The following is a 17,223-nucleotide window of genomic DNA, read 5'->3' as shown; positions in this document are numbered from 1 at the left end:
GTCCCTTGCCCCAGGAAAATATCGAAGCGCTATCTGAAAAACTCGACCGGCTGATCGAAGCCGTTGCCCGGCTGGCGCCGCCGCCGCCGCCGAAGACGGATTTAACCGCGGCTGACTGTTTCGTCTGGCAAGCCGACCCCGGCTATCTTGAACCGATCGCCAGGGTGAACCGGGTTGATATCGCTCTCATCCGCAGCGTCGACCGGGTTCGCGACATCCTGTTCGACAACACCGAACGTTTTGCCTCCGGCTACGCGGCGAACAACGTGCTGCTGTGGGGCGCGCGCGGAATGGGAAAATCCTCGCTGGTCAAGGCAGTCCATGCCGCGATCAACGCGTCCGGCAAGCCGGGTGGTCCACTCAAGCTGATCGAGATCCACCGCGAGGACATCGACACGCTGCCAAAGCTGATGACGATGCTGAAGGCTGCCCCCTATCGCTTCATTCTGTTCTGCGACGACCTTTCCTTCGATCACGACGACACATCCTACAAATCGCTGAAGGCAGCGCTGGAAGGCGGCGTTGAAGGACGGCCGCACAACGTCATCTTCTATGCGACCTCGAACCGCCGTCACCTGCTGCCGCGTGACATGATCGACAATGAGCGCTCGACGGCGATCAATCCGTCGGAGGCGGTGGAAGAAAAAGTTTCGCTGTCAGACCGTTTCGGCCTGTGGCTCGGCTTCCACAAATGTTCGCAGGACGACTATCTCGACATGGTCAACGGCTATGTCCGCCATTTCGGACTGGACATCGACGACGCTGCGTTGCGCGCGGAGGCGCTGGAATGGGCAACCACGCGGGGGAGCCGCTCAGGTCGTGTCGCCTGGCAGTTCACGCAGGACCTGGCCGGCCGCCTCGGCAAACCGCTCTAGAACGACATCAGCGCGGTATCAGAACCGAAAAAGCCCGCTCCTTGGGGAGCGGGCCAAGCTGCCGGGCAGGACTGGAGGTCGACAACCCGCGATCTTCTTGTTCTTCTATTCGAGCCGTTCTTACTCGAGGAAAGTCTGCGGATCGACCGGCGACGAATTCTTGCGCACCTCGAAGTGCAGCTTCGGCGCATCGGTGGTGCCGCTCATGCCAGAGCGGGCAATTTCCTGGCCGCGCTTGACCTTCTGACCGCGCTGCACCTCCAGCGAAGAGGCGTGGCCGTAGACCGTGACCAGACCATCTTCGTGTCGCACCAGAACGGTGTTGCCGAATTCCTTCAAGCCGTCGCCGGCGTAGATGACGACACCATTCTCAGCGGCCTTGACCGGCGTGCCTTCCGGGACGGCGATGTCGATGCCACCGGTTCCTGCCTTGTAGCCGGAGATGACACGGCCACGGACCGGCCAGCGCATCTTGCCGATACCCGTGGCGTCAGGCGCATCGGCGTCTTCGCTTTCGGCCTGCTGGATGACCTTCTGGTCTTTCTTTGGCGGTGTATAGGTTGCAAGTGTCGCGCCTGGCTTCTCAGGCGCAGGGATCGAGGCCGTCTTGACGGCATCCACCGGGGCGGTCGCAGCAGGCTTGGCGGCAGCCACGGTCGCAGCTGCCGGCGCGGCGCCGGGAACCTTCAGAGTCTGGCCGATGCGCAGCAGGCCATCCTGCATGCCGTTGGCCTGCTTCAGCGCCGTGGTCGACACGCCGGTCTTGCGGGCGATCGAAGACAGTGTATCGCCCTGCTGTACCGTGTAGCCACCCGCACCGCCCTTCGGTTGCGCGGCAGCGACAACGGCTTCCTTGGCCGGCTTCGTCTTCGGGTCGCTGGCGGCCGTAGAGGTATCGACCTGGGCAGCGGCCTTGCCTTCCTTGACCTTAGGCTGCTGCGGCAGCACGGCGACCTTCTCCGCCGGCATGTTGCCGGGCAGCGGCACCTTGTTGGCAGGCACGTCGTATTTGGTGCCGCGCGACGACTTTGCGTCGGCAACGTTCGGATCGTTATCAGGCGCGGAAACCGGCGCCTTGTTGGTGTAGACATATGTCGGGATGACCAGCTTCTGGCCGCTCTTGATGCCATTGGCAGAGGCAATGCCATTGGTCTTCATGATGACATCGGCCGGCACACCGTAACGACGCGAGAGATTGTAGACCGTTTCGCCGTCGCGTGCCGTGATCTGCGTGCCACCGGCGCGCGACCAACCCTTCACTTCCTCGGCGGTAGCCTGCGTGCTGGCAACCGTGGAGTTGACCGGTGCCTGCAGCTGATTGATGCCGCCGGTCACGGTCTGGTCGACTTTCGCAACCTTGGCCTGCCCCTGCGCGATGACGGGTTCAGCAGCGGCGCGCGCTTTGCCGACCGCCGGAGCAGCAGCCTGCGCGACAGTCGGCAGCGGCTGAGACGAAACCGGCTGCAGACTGGAACGGGCAACCGAGGAGCGCGCGTAATTGGCGTTCGAAGCCTGATACTGCGGATCACCCGGGTAAGGCTGCGCTGCAGCCTGCTTTGAAATGATTGAACGCTGATTGTCGGTCGACGCCGTCGACATTGTGTCGACACCCCCGAAACGCCCAACCTGGGAGCTACACCCAGAAACCGCACCGATGACCAGCAACATGGCGCAGCCACGCGTCAGATTGCGCTTGTTTGCCTTCAAGGATTTGAACCGCATCGCAATAACCCGCACTTACCCGGTACTCACTGAGCTGGATTAAAGCGCGTTAATGTTACTGGTCGGTTAAGCCGTTAGAATCCGTCGAAATTTTTCTTAAAATGTTTGTCCGGATCAGGGCAGCGCGCGATCAGATGAAAGCTGCAGCCCCCGGCAGGATCGGCTGAAAGCGAACCGTGCCGATATCCTCGCGCTCGAAGCGGCTGCCGACCTTGAGCAGCTTGGCCAGCACCTGCTCTCCTTCATCCGGCCCGATCGGCGCAATCACGGTACCGCCGCTGGAAAGCTGGTCGAGCAGGAAACGCGGCAGAGTATCGAAGGCTGCCCAGACAATGATCCGGTCGAATGGCCCCTCATTGACGAGACCGTTCGAGCCATCGGCGTGGCGTGCGAAGACATTGTTGATGCCGAGCGCCTCGAAGCGCTGCTTGGCAAGCTCGATAAGCGACTTGTAGCGGTCGACGGTAACCACCCTGGTGGCCAAGCGCGACATGACGGCGGCGGTGAAACCCGACCCCGTACCGATTTCAAGTACGCGATTGCCGGGTTCTATGTTGAGCGCGGTAATGACCGCAGCCTGGAGATCTGCCCCCTCCATCGCCTCACCGCACTCGATCGGCAACATGCGATCGGTCCAGGCTATGGAGTGAAATTGACCGGAGATGAAGGCGTGGCGCGGCGTAGCCTCGAAGGCAGCAATCAGTGGTTTCGGTACAGCACCCTTGCCACGCAGGCGAAGCAGAAAGGCGGCAAACCCTTCGCGTTCGTCGGAACCGATCATGCAAGCGCCTTCGTCAGTTGATCTCGAATTTCATAGGCAGTCAGATCAAGGTGGAGTGGCGTCACCGAAACCAGCCTATTGCGCATGGCATGCAAGTCGGTCCCTGCCTTGCCTTCCGCAGGTTCGCGACCAAAGCGCAGCCAATAATACGGCAGGCCGCGACCATCACGTCGCTCATCCACCCACAGCGAATGGAGCAGCTTGCCCTGCGACGTCACCACGGTGCCTTCGACCTCGCCCGGTGCGCAGTTCGGGAAATTGACGTTGAGCAGCACGCCTTCCGGCAAAGGCATCGCCACCAGCTTCTTCAACAATGCTGGCGCCAATGCCTCGGTCGTTTCGTAGGGAACGACGCGATCTTCGCCGACATAAGAGTAGGCTTGGCTGATCGCGATAGAGCGCACGCCAAGCAGCGTACCTTCCATGGCTCCGGCAACCGTGCCGGAATAGGTGACGTCGTCGGCGATGTTGGCACCTGAATTGACGCCGGAGAGAATGAGATCCGGCAAAGCGGGCAGGATCTTGCGCGCGCCCATGATGACGCAGTCGGTCGGAGTGCCACGCACGGCGTAGTGCTTCTCTCCGATCTTGCGCAGACGCAACGGTTCAGAAATCGACAGCGAGTGCGCATAGCCGGACTGGTCGGTCTCGGGAGCCACCACCCACACGTCGTCGGAAAGCGTGCGGGCGATACGCTCCAGCGACGCCAGCCCCTCGGCATGAATGCCGTCGTCATTAGTCAGAAGAATGCGCATTATTTCGATTCGATTCTTTCCAAGCCGCCCATGTAGGGCTTGAGGGCTTCAGGAATGGTTACGCTGCCATCCTCATTCTGATAATTTTCAATGACAGCGATCAATGCGCGTCCGACGGCAACACCCGATCCGTTCAACGTATGCACGAAGAGATTGCCCTTGCCTTCGCGATCCTTGTAGCGGGCGTTCATGCGCCGGGCCTGGAAATCGCCACAGACCGAACAGGATGAAATCTCGCGATAGGCATTCTGCCCCGGCAGCCAGACCTCTATGTCGAAGGTCTTGCGCGCGCCAAAGCCCATGTCGCCGGTGCAAAGCGCCACGGTGCGGAACGGCAGTTCCAGCCGCTTCAGCACTTCCTCGGCGCACTGGGTCATGCGCTGGTGCTCAGCGATCGACGCCTCCTGGTCGGTGATGGAAACCAACTCGACCTTGTAGAACTGGTGCTGACGCAGCATGCCACGTGTATCGCGGCCAGCCGAGCCGGCTTCCGAACGGAAACACGGCGTCAGGGCAGTAAGGCGCAACGGCAGCCTGTCATGCGCGACGATCTCCTCGCGCACCAGATTGGTCAGCGGCACCTCGGCCGTGGGGATGAGGCCAAGCCTGCTCTCACCATGCGGGGTGAAGAACAGGTCTTCTTCGAATTTCGGCAGCTGGTTGGTGCCGAAAAGCACCTCGTCACGCACCAGAAGCGGCGGCTGCACTTCCGTGTAGCCATGCTCGGTCGTGTGCAGGTCAAGCATGAACTGGCCGAGCGCGCGCTCGAGCCTCGCCAATTGCCCCTGCAGAATGGTGAAACGCGAACCCGACAGCTTGGCGGCGCGTTCGAAATCCATCAGGCCCAACGCCTCGCCGACTTCGAAATGCTCCTTGACCCAGTTCGGCCGCATCGCAACCTTGCCGACCTTGTGCACTTCGACGTTGTCGTGCTCGTCCTTGCCGACCGGCACGTCGTCGAGCGGCACGTTGGGTATGACGGCCAGGATGCCTTCGAGCGCCTCGTCAAGCCTGCGCTCCTCTGCTTCACCACCCTGGATGAAGCTCTTGATCTCCGCCACCTCAGCCTTCAGTTTCTCGGCAAGCTCGGCATCCTTCATGGACAGCGCCTTGCCGATCTCCTTGGAAGCCGTATTGCGGCGCTCCTGCGCTTCCTGCAGCCGGCCAAGATGAGCGCGGCGGGCCTCATCCCTGGCAATGATGTCGTCGACCATGGACTGAGCGTCAGCCTGCGACCACGAGCGCTTCACCAGCGCTTGAACAAGGGCCTGCGGGTTTTCGCGAATCCATCTGATATCGAGCATGTCCATCCATCCTGAAGAGGGAGCCGTGGGGTAACTCTCCTCGACGCAGGATGCAAGGGCGAGACCACCTGAGGACTGTCTCAGCGCCTGTAGATGCCGATCTCGTCTAACGGATGGGAGGCCAAGGCGACATCACCGGAAGTCGGCGCATTGCGGTCACGGCCGACAACTCCGTGGACATAGATCTCCAGGGCCTTGTTGAGCTTTTCGTTGCCCTTCCCATCGGGATCCGAGACCGCATTGATTAGGTCTTCCAGGGAAATCCCAATCTCGTCCAATCCGAGCTTCTTTTCGATCTCCTTGATGACAAGATAAGCGTCCGGGTTCCGCTGCAACGAGGCAAAGGCCTGCTTCAGGGCCGCACCGTATTCCCGGGTTGAAGCGTAATCCGATTGCTTGACCCCGAGTTCCTGGCCGGCACGCTCGATCAGGGAGACCTTCAGCGCGGTGACATCGAGGCTGTTCACGCTGAACATGGCTTCGACCGCTTTGGCCCGCACATGTGCTGGTAAACCGCCGGGCCCAGCAAGGCCTTTTCGAGCGGGATCGCTGTGAAGCGCCTCAAGGATCTTGTCACCTGCAGCCCCGCGTCTTTCCGGCTGCGGTGCAATGGGCGTCATCTGCAGAAAAAGCGATGAAACCTGATTGAGTGCGATGGTCGAAAGCATGGCGATCTCGCTGATGCAGCCGCTCGTCATGACGCGGAACACCGGAAATCAAGCGCGAGACTTCATGTCTCGAGCGGCGACATCATTCGGTTCGCTGCAGAATGGAGGATCTTTGCTAATGAAATCTCACCAATGCCGTGATGTGGAACAACACGGCATTGGTTCGGCATAGCCCGATCAGGATTCCGGCGCGGAATCCGTCGATGCCTCGGAAGACTGCGCCTCGGCGGAAGCGCTTGCTTCCTCCTTCTCACGCGCCAGCTTTTCGCGTTTCTGGCTCTTTTCAATCATACGCGAGGTTATGATCGCGACCTCGTAGAGGATGATGGTGGGCAGCGCCAAACCGATCTGGCTGAGCGGATCGGGCGGCGTGAGTACGGCGGCCACCACAAAGGCGATGACGATTGCCCAGCGGCGTTTGTCGACCAGCGCTTGCGAGGACAGCAGCCCGACGCGTGTCATCAGGCTGGTCACCACCGGCAACTGGAAGACCAGACCGAAGGAGAAGATCAGCGTCATGATGAGGCTGAGGTATTCCGAGACCTTTGGCAGCAGGGAGATCTGCACCTCGCTGTCGGTTCCGGCCTGCTGCATGGCCAGGAAGAACCACATCACCATCGGCGTGAAGAAGAAGTAAACGAGTGCCGCGCCCATCAGGAACAGGATCGGTGACGCGATAAGGAACGGCAGGAAGGCGGCGCGTTCGTTCTTGTAGAGACCGGGGGCGATGAATTTGTAAATCTGCGTCGCGATCAGCGGAAACGCAATGACCATACCGCCGAACATGGCGAGCTTGACCTGCGTGAAAAAGAACTCCTGCGGCGCAGTGTAGATCAACTCGACCTTGTGCGGGTCGAGGCCGGCCCATTGCGTCGCCCATTTGAACGGAACGACCAGCAGGTTGAACAGCTTCTTGGCGAAGAAGAAGCAAACCAGAAACGCGACAAAGAAGCCGCCGATCGACCAGATGAGCCGACGCCGGAGCTCGATCAGATGCTCTATGAGCGGGGCCGACGACTTATCGATCTCGTCCTGTTCAGAAACGCTCACTTGGCGGTCCTCGCCGTCTTCTTTGCAGGCGCCTTCGCAGCCGGGGTCGCCTTGGCAGGCTTCGCGGCCGCCTTGGCAGGCTTCGCGGCCGCTTTGGCTGCAGGCTGAGGCTTGGTGGTCGGCGCGGTCGCGCCAGCTTTCGCTGTGACCTTCGCACCGGCCGACTTCGACGCAGCCGTTGTAAGGGCAGGTTTGGCTGCAGCAGCAACGGCAGCTGCCGGTTTTGCGGCCGCCCGGCGTTTTGCTGGCGAAATCGGCGTTGCTGTCGCGGCGACAGGGTCCGCAGCCGGAACTGCAGGCGCTGCCGGCATGGTCTCCGGGCCGTTCACGCCGGGCAGCACCGTGGCGCCATTCTTCAGAGGTTCCGTCGCCTGCGGCTCGGCGGCAGCAGGCGCTGCCGGATCGTCCGCCGGCTTCGGCTTCATCATATTGTCGACGCCAGCGCGCACATCGGCGGCGGCCTGTTCGAAAGGATTGAGCTGCTTGCGGATTTGCGCGGCTGGATTGAGGCCGCGCAGTTCATCGACCGATTTCTTGACGTCGTCGAGTTCTGCTTCTTTCAGCGCTTCGTTGAACTGCTTCTGGAAATCACCCGCCATAGAACGCAGCTTGGCCACCGTTCGGCCAAAGGTACGCAACATGTTCGGCAAATCCTTCGGGCCGACGACCACGATCATGACGATCGCAATCACCAGCATCTCGGTCCAGCCGACTTCGAACATGACTATCGGTTCCGACTAGAGCAATTCCAGCAAAAGTGCACAGCGGTTTTGCGTCCGGAATTGCTTATGAACAAAGAGTTCAAGCATTCCGCGTTTCCGTGAAGACGGAAACGCTCCAGTGCCTGACGATGTCTCCGGAAGGGGCCAGCTCAGCTTTTGCCGGCCTTTTCCTTCATGTTGGAGACGGTCTCGTCGGCGCGATGCTCAACGGTGCGGGAATCATCGGCTTCGTCGTCGGCCATGCCCTTCTTGAAGCTCTTGATACCCTTGGCCATGTCGCCCATCAGTTCCGGAATCTTGCCCCGGCCAAACACCAGGAGCACGATGACCAGCACGATCAGCCAGTGCCAAATCGAAAAGGAACCCATTGTTTTTCTCTCTTGAACTGTTTCCCTGCCGCTGATCTATGCGTTTTCGCATCCGGATTCAAACGGAACCGCGACAGCTTCTATCACCTCCGACCAATTGTCAGCCGGATTTGTTGAGCACATCCGAAAATAGACCGCTACCAAACAGCGCATGGACCGGTTTCCGGATGGTGGCCAATCACTCTTCCGTGACGCGCGGCGTCAGAAGACCAAGCTCTTCCAGATCGATGTCGGTCAGCGGATCTTCGTCCTCTGTCAATTCGTCAGGATCGGCAGGCGGCTGTGGTATCGAGAAATTAGCCGGCATGCGCGTGGAGAGCAGCCCTGCCCCCTTCAATTCTTCGGCGCCCGGCAGGTCGCGGATTTCCTCCAGCGCGAAATGATCGAGGAATTTGTCGGTGGTGCCATAGGTGACCGGACGGCCTGGAGTCTTGCGGCGCCCGCGCATGCGGATCCATTCAGTCTCCAGCAGCGTGTCTAACGTGCCCTTCGAGGTCTCGACGCCGCGGATATCCTCGATCTCGGCGCGCGTGACCGGCTGGTGATACGCGATGATGGCCAGAACTTCGAGTGCCGCGCGCGACAGCTTCTTCTGCTGAAGAGTGTCCCTGCTCATCAGAAAAGCCAGATCGCCAGCGGTACGGAAAGCCCAGCCGTCGCCGACGCGCACAAGATTGACGCCGCGGCGCGAATAGATGTCCTGAAGTTCGGCCATCGCAGCGACCACGTTGACACCATCAGGCAGGCGCTGGGCAAGCTGCTTCTCGGTCACAGGGTCCGCGCTGGCAAAGACGATGGCCTCAGCCATGCGCACGGCCTCGGCCTGATGCAACCGCTCAGCTGGATTCTGCGCGGTGGCTTCCTCGTCCTCGTCTTCCACCGTGAAAGGGATGACCGAAGCGTTGCTGCTTTCGTTCATTGCACGACCTCGACTGCCTTCGCGCGTTGGCGCCCGCGCAGATAAATTGGCGCAAAGACCTCATCCTGGCGCACTTCCATGCTGCCTTCGCGAACAAGTTCCAATGTCGCAGCAAAGGACGATGCCATCGCGGTGCGCTTTTCCTCAGGGCTCACAAGATATTCGATCAAGAAGCTGTCCAGTGCAGTCCAGTCCGCCGATGTGCCGATCAGGCGGGCAAGAATGGTGCGCGCTTCCTTGAGCGACCAGACGCCGCGCTTGGCAATGCGCACGCTGGAAATCGCCTGCCGCTGGCGCTGTCCGGCATAGGCCGTCAGCAGATCATAGAGCGTCGCCGAATACTGGTTGCGCCTCTCGACGATGACCATTTCGGGCATGCCGCGCTGGAAAACGTCCCGGCCGAGCCTGTTGCGGTTGACCAGACGGGCCGCCGCATCCCGCATGGCCTCAAGGCGGCGCAAGCGGAACTGCAGCACCGCCGCCAGTTCCTCGCCGCTCTCCCCCTCCTCGCCGGGCTGCTTGGGAATAAGCAGCTTCGATTTGAGGAACGCCAGCCATGCCGCCATCACCAGATAATCGGCTGCGAGCTCGAGCCGCAGCACCCTCACCTTCTCGACGAAAGCCAGATACTGCTCGGCCAGAGCCAGGATAGAAATCCGCGCGAGATCGACCTTCTGGTTGCGGGCGAGATGGAGCAGGAGATCGAGTGGTCCTTCGAAACCGGCGACATCGACGACCAGCTCGGGGTCGCCGGTGACACGATCATCGCCACCCTCCGCCCAGAGGCGGTCCATCGGCGCGGCCTTACCGGCCTTTTTTTCCGCGAGTTCCGCCACCTTGCCTCTTTTCTCACTCCATGCGGTTACGCGACCGCCTCGAAATAATCCGCGAACTCGGCGCGCAGTTCCGCCTCGTCCTTGTCGTCATGTCCCCTGACTGAAGCGAGTGCGCGATTGGCTCGCTCCAAAGCCTTGCCTTCCAGCGGTTTCGCCCGCGAAGCCACGGCCCTCATCTCTTCCATGACGCCATTGCAGTGAAGGACCAGATCGACCCCCGCCGCAAGGATTGAGGCCGCCTTTGTCTGGAAATCCCCAGAAAGTGCCTTCATGGAAGTGTCGTCGGACACCAGAAGTCCGTCAAAACCGATCTCGCTACGGATAATTTCCTCAACGACCTTGCCGGAAGTGGTCGCAGGGTTGTTTGGGTCGATCGCGCTGAAGATGACGTGCGCAGTCATCGCCATCGGCAGGTGGTTGAGCGCCCGGAATGGGGCGAAATCATGCCTGCGCAGATCTTTCAGTGGTGTCGTTACCGTCGGCAACTCAAGGTGCGTGTCGGCAAAGGCGCGGCCGTGACCGGGGATATGTTTCATCACGGGAATCACCCCTCCCGACATCAGCCCCTCGGCCGCAGCACGGCCTAGCGCGGTAACGATCGACGGGTCCTTTGCATAAGCGCGCGCGCCGATAACTTCATTGGCACCTTCCACCGGCACATCGAGAACCGGCAGGCAGTCAGCGGTTATGCCGTAGCGTAGAAGATCGAAGGCATGCAGGCGAGCAAGCAACCAGGCGGCACGCAGCCCTGCTTCCTCATTTTCCCGATACAGCGCACCGAACGCCGCACCGGGCGGATAGTTCGGCGCCAGAGGCGGGCGCAACCGCTGCACACGTCCACCCTCCTGGTCGATGAAGACGGGGGCCTGCGGGCGATCGATGCAATCGCGCATGTCGTCAACAAGATCGCGGATCTGCTCAGGCTCGGAAATATTGCGGGCAAAGAGGATGAACCCCCAAGGACATTCGCTCCGATAGAAGCTCCTTTCCTCACGGGTGAGCGATGTTCCGGCACAGCCGAGGATGAGAGTTTGTGATTCGGTCATGGCGGAAGTTTAAAGCTTTCGGCTGGTCAAGGGAATCTCGGGCCGAACAGAGCGCACTTCCCCTTGCAATCCCGATCATAGCGAGCCTGTTTAGGCTGACACCAGCAACAAGGCTTCCCAATGCTTCTGATCGTCGGCACTGTACGCTTGCCACCCGAGAAACTGGTCGAAGCGCGCCCGGCGATGCGCCGAATGATCACTGCCAGCCGCGCCGAAGCCGGCTGCCTCGAATATTCCTATGCTGAGGATGTGCTGGTTGCAGGGCTTATCCACGTCAAGGAAATCTGGCGCGATCAGGTCTCGCTCGACGCGCATTTCGCCTCCGACCATATCAAGGACTGGCGTGCCGCGTGGCCGGTACTCGGCATCACCGATCGCAATCTTCTTGTCTATGAGATCGGAGATGCGCGAGCGACGTAGCCACTCGATCGTCTGGACCGATAAAAGACACGCCCAGCCCGATTGGCATACAGGCCCTGTGCCACATAGATGGTGCCAGTCCACCGCCAGACGACGATGAAAAACGACCTCGCCCGCCCCACCATCATGCTGTCGGCCGGCATGGCCTTGTCCGGAACATCGGGGCTGTTCTCGATCATGTCCGGCCAACCGACGTTCAACGTCGTGTTCTTCCGCTGTCTGTTTGGCGCGATCGTCTTGTTTGCCTGGGTCTGCCTGCGCGGTGGGAGCGGCGATTATTTCCGTATCGCCAAACGTCACTGGCCTCTGATCCTGGTCAGTGGGTTGTGTCTGATCATCAACTGGCTGGCGCTGTTTGAAGCTTTCAACCGCACATCAATTGGCTTTGCGACGATCATCTATCATCTGCAACCCTTCTGGATTGTGCTGATTGCGGGCCTTTTTCTTGGCGAGGACCTGTCGCGCGACAAGCTCGGCTGGATTGCGGTTGCTTTCGCGGGCCTCGTGCTGACCGTCGTGCCGAAGATCGGCGTCATGCAGACGGATCGGAACTGGATGATCGGCGTCGGGCTGGCGGTTGTCGCATCCGTGTTCTATGCGGCAACGACCCTGACCACCCGCGCCGTCAAGTCGGTCAAGCCGGATGTGCTGAGCACGCTGCACTGCATGATCGGCCTCATTGCTTTCGCCCCGTTTGTGAGCAGCGCAACACTGACCGGTGGCTTGCCGATGTGGGGATGGCTGGCAGGCATTGGCCTCATCCACACGGGCATCGTGTATGTCATGCTCTATTCCGCATATCCGAAGCTGCCGACGCCAGTGATCGCGGCCGGTGCATTTTTCAACCCGGCAGCGGCGTTGATCACGGATCTCATCGTCTTCAAGCGCTCGATCACACTCATTCAAGGCGCTGGGCTAATCCTTATTCTGCTGGCCGGACTGGCGGTCAATCTCGGCTGGCCGCTGCTGTCCGGATCCACGGCAAGGAGCCGAAACTGAGGGTTTCGGCTCTCAGGTGCGCTGCTTGTAGCGAACAGGATTTTCAGGCTCTGCAGCGAAGACTTCAGCGCAGCGGGTGACCAGCTGTTCCAATGCATCGGCGTCGAGGTCGGAAAATCGCTCGAAGCTGAAATTGTTGCGTCCGACACGAGACGCTCCAAGCCGATCGGCATAGAGCGCTGTTATCGGACGCTCTTTGACCGTAACTGCCAGGTAGACGCTGATATAGTTCTTCTGTAGCGCCAGCCCGATCACCGGCCACAATATCATCTGTTTTCCGCTTCCGACCGCATAGCGAAACAGGCCGTAACCAATCATCTTCAAACGCATGCCGGCTTCACCGGCAGGCGTCCCCTGATGAAAATACCGGTGAAGGCCAGGAGCGGCCCGGAGTATCAGGCCATCAACCGCTTCGAGTTCGCCCCTGCGCACAGGATCGAACCCGAAGTAACTTTCCAGACTATCAGCATGAACCTGAAACATGGTCCCGTTTTCAGGCAGGCTGCAGGTGCGGTCTGGGTTGCGGCGGAAACGCCAGCGCGATGGCCACGGCACCCAGGCCGACGATCGCAGAACCGATGAACAGCCACGAATAGCTTGCGTAGGCATCATAGACCCAGCCTCCGGCCAGTGGACCAAAGGCCATACCGATGCAGGAGAGCATGGTGGCCGCACCGAAGACAGTTCCAAGGATGCGCGGCCCGAAGTAGTCGCGTGCCAGAACGGCATAGAGCGGCATGACACCACCGTAGGCACCACCAAAAATCACCGCCAGCGTGTAGAATTCGCCAAGTTTGCTGACCATCAGATAGGCTGCGATGACAACGGACTGGATGAGCAACCCGGCTATCAAAACCGGTTTTACGCCCAACCGGTCTCCGAGGACGCCGAAAACGACGCGGCCGCCGAGCCCAGCCAGACCTTCAACGCTGTAAATGGAAACAGCCGCCATTGGGGCAACCCCGCAGGCCATTGCATAGCTGACCATATGAAAGATCGGCCCGGAATGGGCCATGCAACAGGCGAAGAACGTCAACCCCAGCACCAGGAACTGCATGGACTTGAATGCCTGACCAACGGTCATGCCACCGCTGTCGCCGGCCACAGCTGTACCCTTCCCATCCACAATGAACCCCTCCGGCGCACGCCGGACGAGAAGTGCCGCGGGGATGAGCAACACCCAGGACATGATGCCGATGTAAAACATGGCGGTACGCCAATCGTAGGCGGTGATCAGCCAGCGTGCGAAGGGCGAGATCGTCATGGGTGCCACGCCCATCCCGGCCGAGACCAACGAAACCGCCAGGCTGCGATGTTTGTCGAACCAGGCAGTCGTGGCGACGATCATGGGAGCGAAAAAGGCACTCGCCGCCAGTCCGACCAGCACACCGTAAATGCCCTGGAAGACCAGCAACGAATGCACCTGGCTTGCCAGCACCAGGGCCAGCCCGAGCAACACCGCACCGATCAGCACAACGATACGCGGACCGAAACGATCGGTTGCGGCGCCCCACATGAAGCCGCCAACGCCCATGACCAGGAAATTCAGCGTCATCGCACTGGAGATCCCGGCCCGCGACCAGTTGGTATCGACCGAAATCGGCTCGAGGAAGATTGCGAGAGAAAACATCGCGCCCAGCGCGACACAGGTCATCAACGCACCTGCAGCGACAATCACCCAACGATAAGAAGTACCCATATCCGTCCACCTCCTAAGAGCAGGAAACTGCCGACGGCGTTCCGACCGCCGGCACGCCATTCGTCAGAATGACGTGCTAAGACGATGGTCACCGACATTTCGGATCGGGTTTTCTTTTCGAACGCGACCATAGCTGCCACAAGCTGACAGCCGTCAGCTTGTGGCAGCTATGGTCAAAGCATTTCCGTCTTTCATGGAAACGCTTTGATCCGTCGTTTCTACGCAATTCCCGACGGAAAACCGCTGCGCGCTTTTCCTTGAATTGCTCTAATGGCTGCTCGACAGCTTCATCATGACCAGGCCGCTGACGATGAGTACGGCGGCCAGCACACGCATCGGTGTTATCGCTTCGCCCAGCACCATCACGCCAACGGCAAAGGCGCCGACGGCTCCGATGCCAGTCCAGATGGTGTAAGCAGTGCCAAGCGGCAGTGTCTTCATGGCAATCGACAACAGCCCGAAGCTCGCGATCATCATGACGATGGTGACAATGGTTGGGGTGAGCAAGGTGAAGCCTTCCGATTTTTTCATCGAGAAGGCCCAGACAACTTCCAGCAGTCCGGCGATAATGAGGTAGACCCAGGCCATGACGACCCTCCATGGAGAGCCGGGTCGTCCCGGATATTTTTCCCAAGATGGGGAGGTCGTCCTCCGGTCGACAAAGTAAGGATTTGCCGCGGGAGAGCAATGGCTTGGCGCGCATGGCTGCCATGCGTGCCGGCCAAACCGCGTTGCTCAAGACGGAGCGTAATGTTAAAGGCCGCTGATCGCGATCCTCCATCGGAGCAACGGCATGGGAGCCTTACCGCAATCAGACAGATAGGCCGCAACGACGCTTTTCGTTGTTGCGGCGTGCTGTTCACTCCCATCCAATCGACCGGACTGACTGACAGGCGCTGCTCGCACCTCTTCTGAGTGGACCCTTTGTCATGTCTAAGAAAAATCCCGTATGGGCCTATGGCCTGCCGTCGGCGCTGCTGCTGATGGCCCCCTTCGACCTTCTCACGTCGCTGGCGATGGACATCTACCTGCCCGTTGTGCCGGCAATGCCGCAAAAGCTCGACACCAGCCCCGCCCTCATCCAGCTCACGCTCAGCCTCTACATGGTGCTGCTCGGCGCCGGCCAGATCGTGTTCGGGCCACTGTCCGACCGTATTGGCCGCAGGCCGGTGCTTCTGGGCGGCGCCATGCTGTTTGCGGCGGCCTCCTTCGGTCTTTCCGCCGCCGTGGACGGATCGACGTTCCTGGGCTTACGCCTGTTTCAGGCGATTGGGGCGTCGGCAGCGTTGGTCGCTACCTTCGCCACGGTGCGCGACGCCTATGCCGAGCGTCCTGAAGGCGCCGTCATCTACAGCCTGTTCAGTTCCATGCTGGCCTTCGTGCCGGCGCTCGGCCCGATCCTCGGTGCCTTGATTGCCGAGATGGGCGGCTGGCGCGCCGTTTTCGTCGTGCTGGGGCTGCTGACGCTGCCGGCGCTCGTCAACGCCTCGATGCGGTGGCACGAAACCCGACCGGCGGCGACCACGGCAAACCGTCCGGCGATGTTGCCGATCCTGCGCAGCGGGGCATTCTGGACCTATACGTTGGCCTTCAGCGCGGCGATGGGAAGCTTCTTCGTGTTCTTCTCGACAGCACCACGTGTGCTGATCGGTCAGGCGGGTTATCCGGAACTGGTTTTCAGCTTTTCATTCGGTACCGTGGCCGGGGCAATGATCCTGACGACCCGCTTCGCCAAGCGCTTCGTCAGCCGCTGGGGCATCCAAGGCTGCGCAAGACGCGGCATGCTGCTGTTGCTGATGGCTGCGGTGTTCCTTGGCGTTGGGCAAGCGTTCGGAGAGCCCTCCTTCGTCACCTTCATCCTGCCGATGTGGATAGCAGCTGCCGGTATCGTGTTCACCGGCGCTGTGGCCGCAAATGGAGCGCTGGCTGCTTTCGGTGATCGTGCCGGAACAGCCGTGGCTCTGTATTTCTGCATCGAAAGCCTGATCGTCGGCATTGCCGGTACTCTGGCCGTGCTGGCCTTCAACGGTGACACCGCCTGGCCATTGGTGGCTTACATGGCGACCATGGCGATAGTCGTGCTGATCGCCCTCACTGCACAACGGCACCGTCAGCGCGTTTCACGCTGAAGTCCTTCTCCCGCGCGGCAATACGGTCGCGCGGGAAACCGGTCACTTCCTGCTCTGGGGATGGATCGTCTCGCCACGCACCAGCATGGCGACGAACTCCGCGATCTTTTTCCTGCGGCCAGCTTCCGTCTTGAGATTGTGGACACGGAAAACCAACGCGAAGCGATTCTGCGCACTCAATCTGGCAAACATTTCGCGTGCTGCTGGTTCAGCGTCGATGGCAGCCTGGAGGTCGTCTGGAACGGCCAGGTCCTTGCTGCCCTTGTAAGCCCTGGCCCAGCGTCCATCGGCCTTCGCGGCATCCACTTCCCGCAGGCCGTGCTCCGTCATTCGCCCCTCCTCGATCAACCTGGCGACATTGTCGACATTGATCTGGCTCCAGATGCTTTTCCTGCTGCGTGGCGTGTAGCGCTGCAGGTAGCTGGTCTTGTCCAGCCCCTTGCGAATGGCATCGATCCAGCCCCAGCACAGAACGGCATCGATGGCTTCGATCGGCGTGATGGAGGGCAAGCCTGAACCGACCTTGTGGATCTTGATCCAGACCTCAGTTTCACTGGCATGATTTTGAGAAAGCCAGCGATAGAAACCGCCCGCGTCCGGAAACTCGTGGACTTTCGTGGGATCGACGATAACCGGTGCCATCAGTGCGCCTTGATCGAATAAGCAAGCATGAATGGCTCGTATCTCTTTGGATCGGGCCGCTCTACCACATAGAGATCGACTTCCTGGTCGGCGCGGTTGACCGAGGTGATACCACGCCCAATACGCATACCCCGTGCCGTCTGGCTTGCCTGGGTCACGTTTTCCCCCATTGCTTGCATTCCGCCTTTGTCACCGAAGCGGCTCCGTTTCCGCCGGCCCGCTTCAAGAGGTGCGCATCGCATACTTTAAAAGAAAACGGCGCGGCCGAAGCCGCGCCGTTTTTCTCAA

At 60.4% G+C, this 17,223-nt stretch carries 20 protein-coding genes; 4 read left to right on the top strand and 16 right to left on the bottom strand.

The window, feature by feature from the left end; genetic code table 11:
• Positions 1-5 precede the first annotated feature (5 nt).
• A complete protein-coding gene (locus AC3WTO_RS06060; protein ID WP_492459747.1) occupies positions 6-875 on the top strand; it encodes an ATP-binding protein in 870 nt (289 codons plus the stop codon).
• A gap of 120 nt (positions 876-995) precedes the next feature.
• On the opposite strand, the gene AC3WTO_RS06055 is transcribed toward AC3WTO_RS06060, so the two are convergent.
• From AC3WTO_RS06055 to nagZ, 11 genes are all read right to left on the bottom strand, one after another.
• Positions 996-2,597: a peptidoglycan DD-metalloendopeptidase family protein gene (locus AC3WTO_RS06055; RefSeq protein WP_492459746.1), complete on the bottom strand. Its 1,602-nt coding sequence runs from the start codon at positions 2,595-2,597 to the stop codon at positions 996-998.
• A 130-nt stretch (positions 2,598-2,727) separates the two neighbouring features.
• The gene (locus tag AC3WTO_RS06050) at positions 2,728-3,378 is read right to left on the bottom strand and encodes a protein-L-isoaspartate(D-aspartate) O-methyltransferase (protein ID WP_492459745.1); all 651 of its coding nucleotides are present in this window, start codon (positions 3,376-3,378) and stop codon (positions 2,728-2,730) included.
• Positions 3,375-4,133 carry a 5'/3'-nucleotidase SurE gene (gene surE, locus AC3WTO_RS06045; protein WP_492459744.1) on the bottom strand — a complete coding sequence of 253 codons (759 nt, stop codon included), beginning with the start codon at positions 4,131-4,133 and terminating at the stop codon, positions 3,375-3,377. The genes AC3WTO_RS06050 and surE overlap by 4 nt, the downstream gene beginning before the upstream one ends.
• Entirely contained in the window at positions 4,133-5,437 is a 1,305-nt protein-coding gene (gene serS, locus AC3WTO_RS06040; protein WP_492459743.1) for a serine--tRNA ligase, read from the bottom strand. The genes surE and serS overlap by 1 nt, the downstream gene beginning before the upstream one ends.
• An 80-nt stretch (positions 5,438-5,517) precedes the next feature.
• Complete coding sequence (locus tag AC3WTO_RS06035; protein ID WP_492459742.1) at positions 5,518-6,135, bottom strand: hypothetical protein; 618 nt, start codon at positions 6,133-6,135, stop codon at positions 5,518-5,520.
• A 147-nt stretch (positions 6,136-6,282) separates the two neighbouring features.
• Entirely contained in the window at positions 6,283-7,155 is an 873-nt protein-coding gene (gene tatC, locus AC3WTO_RS06030) for a twin-arginine translocase subunit TatC (RefSeq protein WP_492459741.1), read from the bottom strand.
• Entirely contained in the window at positions 7,152-7,877 is a 726-nt protein-coding gene (tatB, locus tag AC3WTO_RS06025; RefSeq protein ID WP_492459740.1) for a Sec-independent protein translocase protein TatB, read from the bottom strand. Before tatB ends, tatC begins: the two co-directional genes overlap by 4 nt.
• A 149-nt stretch (positions 7,878-8,026) precedes the next feature.
• Positions 8,027-8,245, bottom strand: a complete 219-nt coding sequence (locus AC3WTO_RS06020) for a twin-arginine translocase TatA/TatE family subunit (RefSeq protein ID WP_129415574.1) — start codon at positions 8,243-8,245, stop codon at positions 8,027-8,029.
• A gap of 178 nt (positions 8,246-8,423) precedes the next feature.
• Positions 8,424-9,164, bottom strand: coding sequence for an SMC-Scp complex subunit ScpB (gene scpB, locus AC3WTO_RS06015; RefSeq protein ID WP_492459739.1), 741 nt, complete (start codon positions 9,162-9,164; stop codon positions 8,424-8,426).
• A complete protein-coding gene (locus AC3WTO_RS06010; RefSeq protein WP_492460047.1) occupies positions 9,161-9,958 on the bottom strand; it encodes a segregation and condensation protein A in 798 nt (265 codons plus the stop codon). Before AC3WTO_RS06010 ends, scpB begins: the two co-directional genes overlap by 4 nt.
• A gap of 68 nt (positions 9,959-10,026) precedes the next feature.
• Positions 10,027-11,046, bottom strand: a complete 1,020-nt coding sequence (gene nagZ / locus AC3WTO_RS06005; protein WP_492459738.1) for a beta-N-acetylhexosaminidase — start codon at positions 11,044-11,046, stop codon at positions 10,027-10,029.
• Between the two features lie 120 nt (positions 11,047-11,166).
• Between nagZ and AC3WTO_RS06000 the strand changes: the two genes are divergently transcribed.
• Both AC3WTO_RS06000 and AC3WTO_RS05995 read left to right on the top strand, forming a co-directional pair.
• On the top strand, positions 11,167-11,466 hold the full coding sequence (locus AC3WTO_RS06000) for a putative quinol monooxygenase (protein ID WP_492459737.1): 300 nt from the start codon (positions 11,167-11,169) through the stop codon (positions 11,464-11,466).
• Between the two features lie 96 nt (positions 11,467-11,562).
• The gene (locus AC3WTO_RS05995) at positions 11,563-12,465 is read left to right on the top strand and encodes a DMT family transporter (RefSeq protein WP_492459736.1); all 903 of its coding nucleotides are present in this window, start codon (positions 11,563-11,565) and stop codon (positions 12,463-12,465) included.
• A gap of 12 nt (positions 12,466-12,477) precedes the next feature.
• Here the strand turns inward: AC3WTO_RS05995 and AC3WTO_RS05990 are convergent, their stop codons facing one another.
• From AC3WTO_RS05990 to AC3WTO_RS05980, 3 genes are all read right to left on the bottom strand, one after another.
• A complete protein-coding gene (locus AC3WTO_RS05990; protein WP_492459735.1) occupies positions 12,478-12,948 on the bottom strand; it encodes a hypothetical protein in 471 nt (156 codons plus the stop codon).
• A gap of 10 nt (positions 12,949-12,958) precedes the next feature.
• Entirely contained in the window at positions 12,959-14,164 is a 1,206-nt protein-coding gene (locus AC3WTO_RS05985; protein WP_492459734.1) for an MFS transporter, read from the bottom strand.
• Positions 14,165-14,431: 267 nt separating this feature from the next.
• On the bottom strand, positions 14,432-14,752 hold the full coding sequence (locus AC3WTO_RS05980) for a DMT family transporter (protein WP_492459733.1): 321 nt from the start codon (positions 14,750-14,752) through the stop codon (positions 14,432-14,434).
• A gap of 341 nt (positions 14,753-15,093) precedes the next feature.
• On the opposite strand from AC3WTO_RS05980, the gene cml reads away from it, so the two are divergent.
• Positions 15,094-16,293, top strand: a complete 1,200-nt coding sequence (gene cml, locus AC3WTO_RS05975) for a CmlA/FloR family chloramphenicol efflux MFS transporter (protein WP_492459732.1) — start codon at positions 15,094-15,096, stop codon at positions 16,291-16,293.
• Between the two features lie 42 nt (positions 16,294-16,335).
• Here cml and AC3WTO_RS05970 read toward each other — a convergent pair whose 3' ends face one another.
• Both AC3WTO_RS05970 and AC3WTO_RS05965 read right to left on the bottom strand, forming a co-directional pair.
• Positions 16,336-16,935: a YdeI/OmpD-associated family protein gene (locus AC3WTO_RS05970; RefSeq protein ID WP_492459731.1), complete on the bottom strand. Its 600-nt coding sequence runs from the start codon at positions 16,933-16,935 to the stop codon at positions 16,336-16,338.
• A complete protein-coding gene (locus AC3WTO_RS05965; protein WP_492459730.1) occupies positions 16,935-17,093 on the bottom strand; it encodes a hypothetical protein in 159 nt (52 codons plus the stop codon). The genes AC3WTO_RS05970 and AC3WTO_RS05965 overlap by 1 nt, the downstream gene beginning before the upstream one ends.
• Positions 17,094-17,223: the final 130 nt, after the last annotated feature.

The organism is Mesorhizobium sp. EU05-FHT14A09 (genome assembly GCF_058790995.1).
The sequence above is the reverse complement of the archived record's forward strand: the minus strand, read 5'-3'. Positions and strand labels throughout refer to the sequence as shown.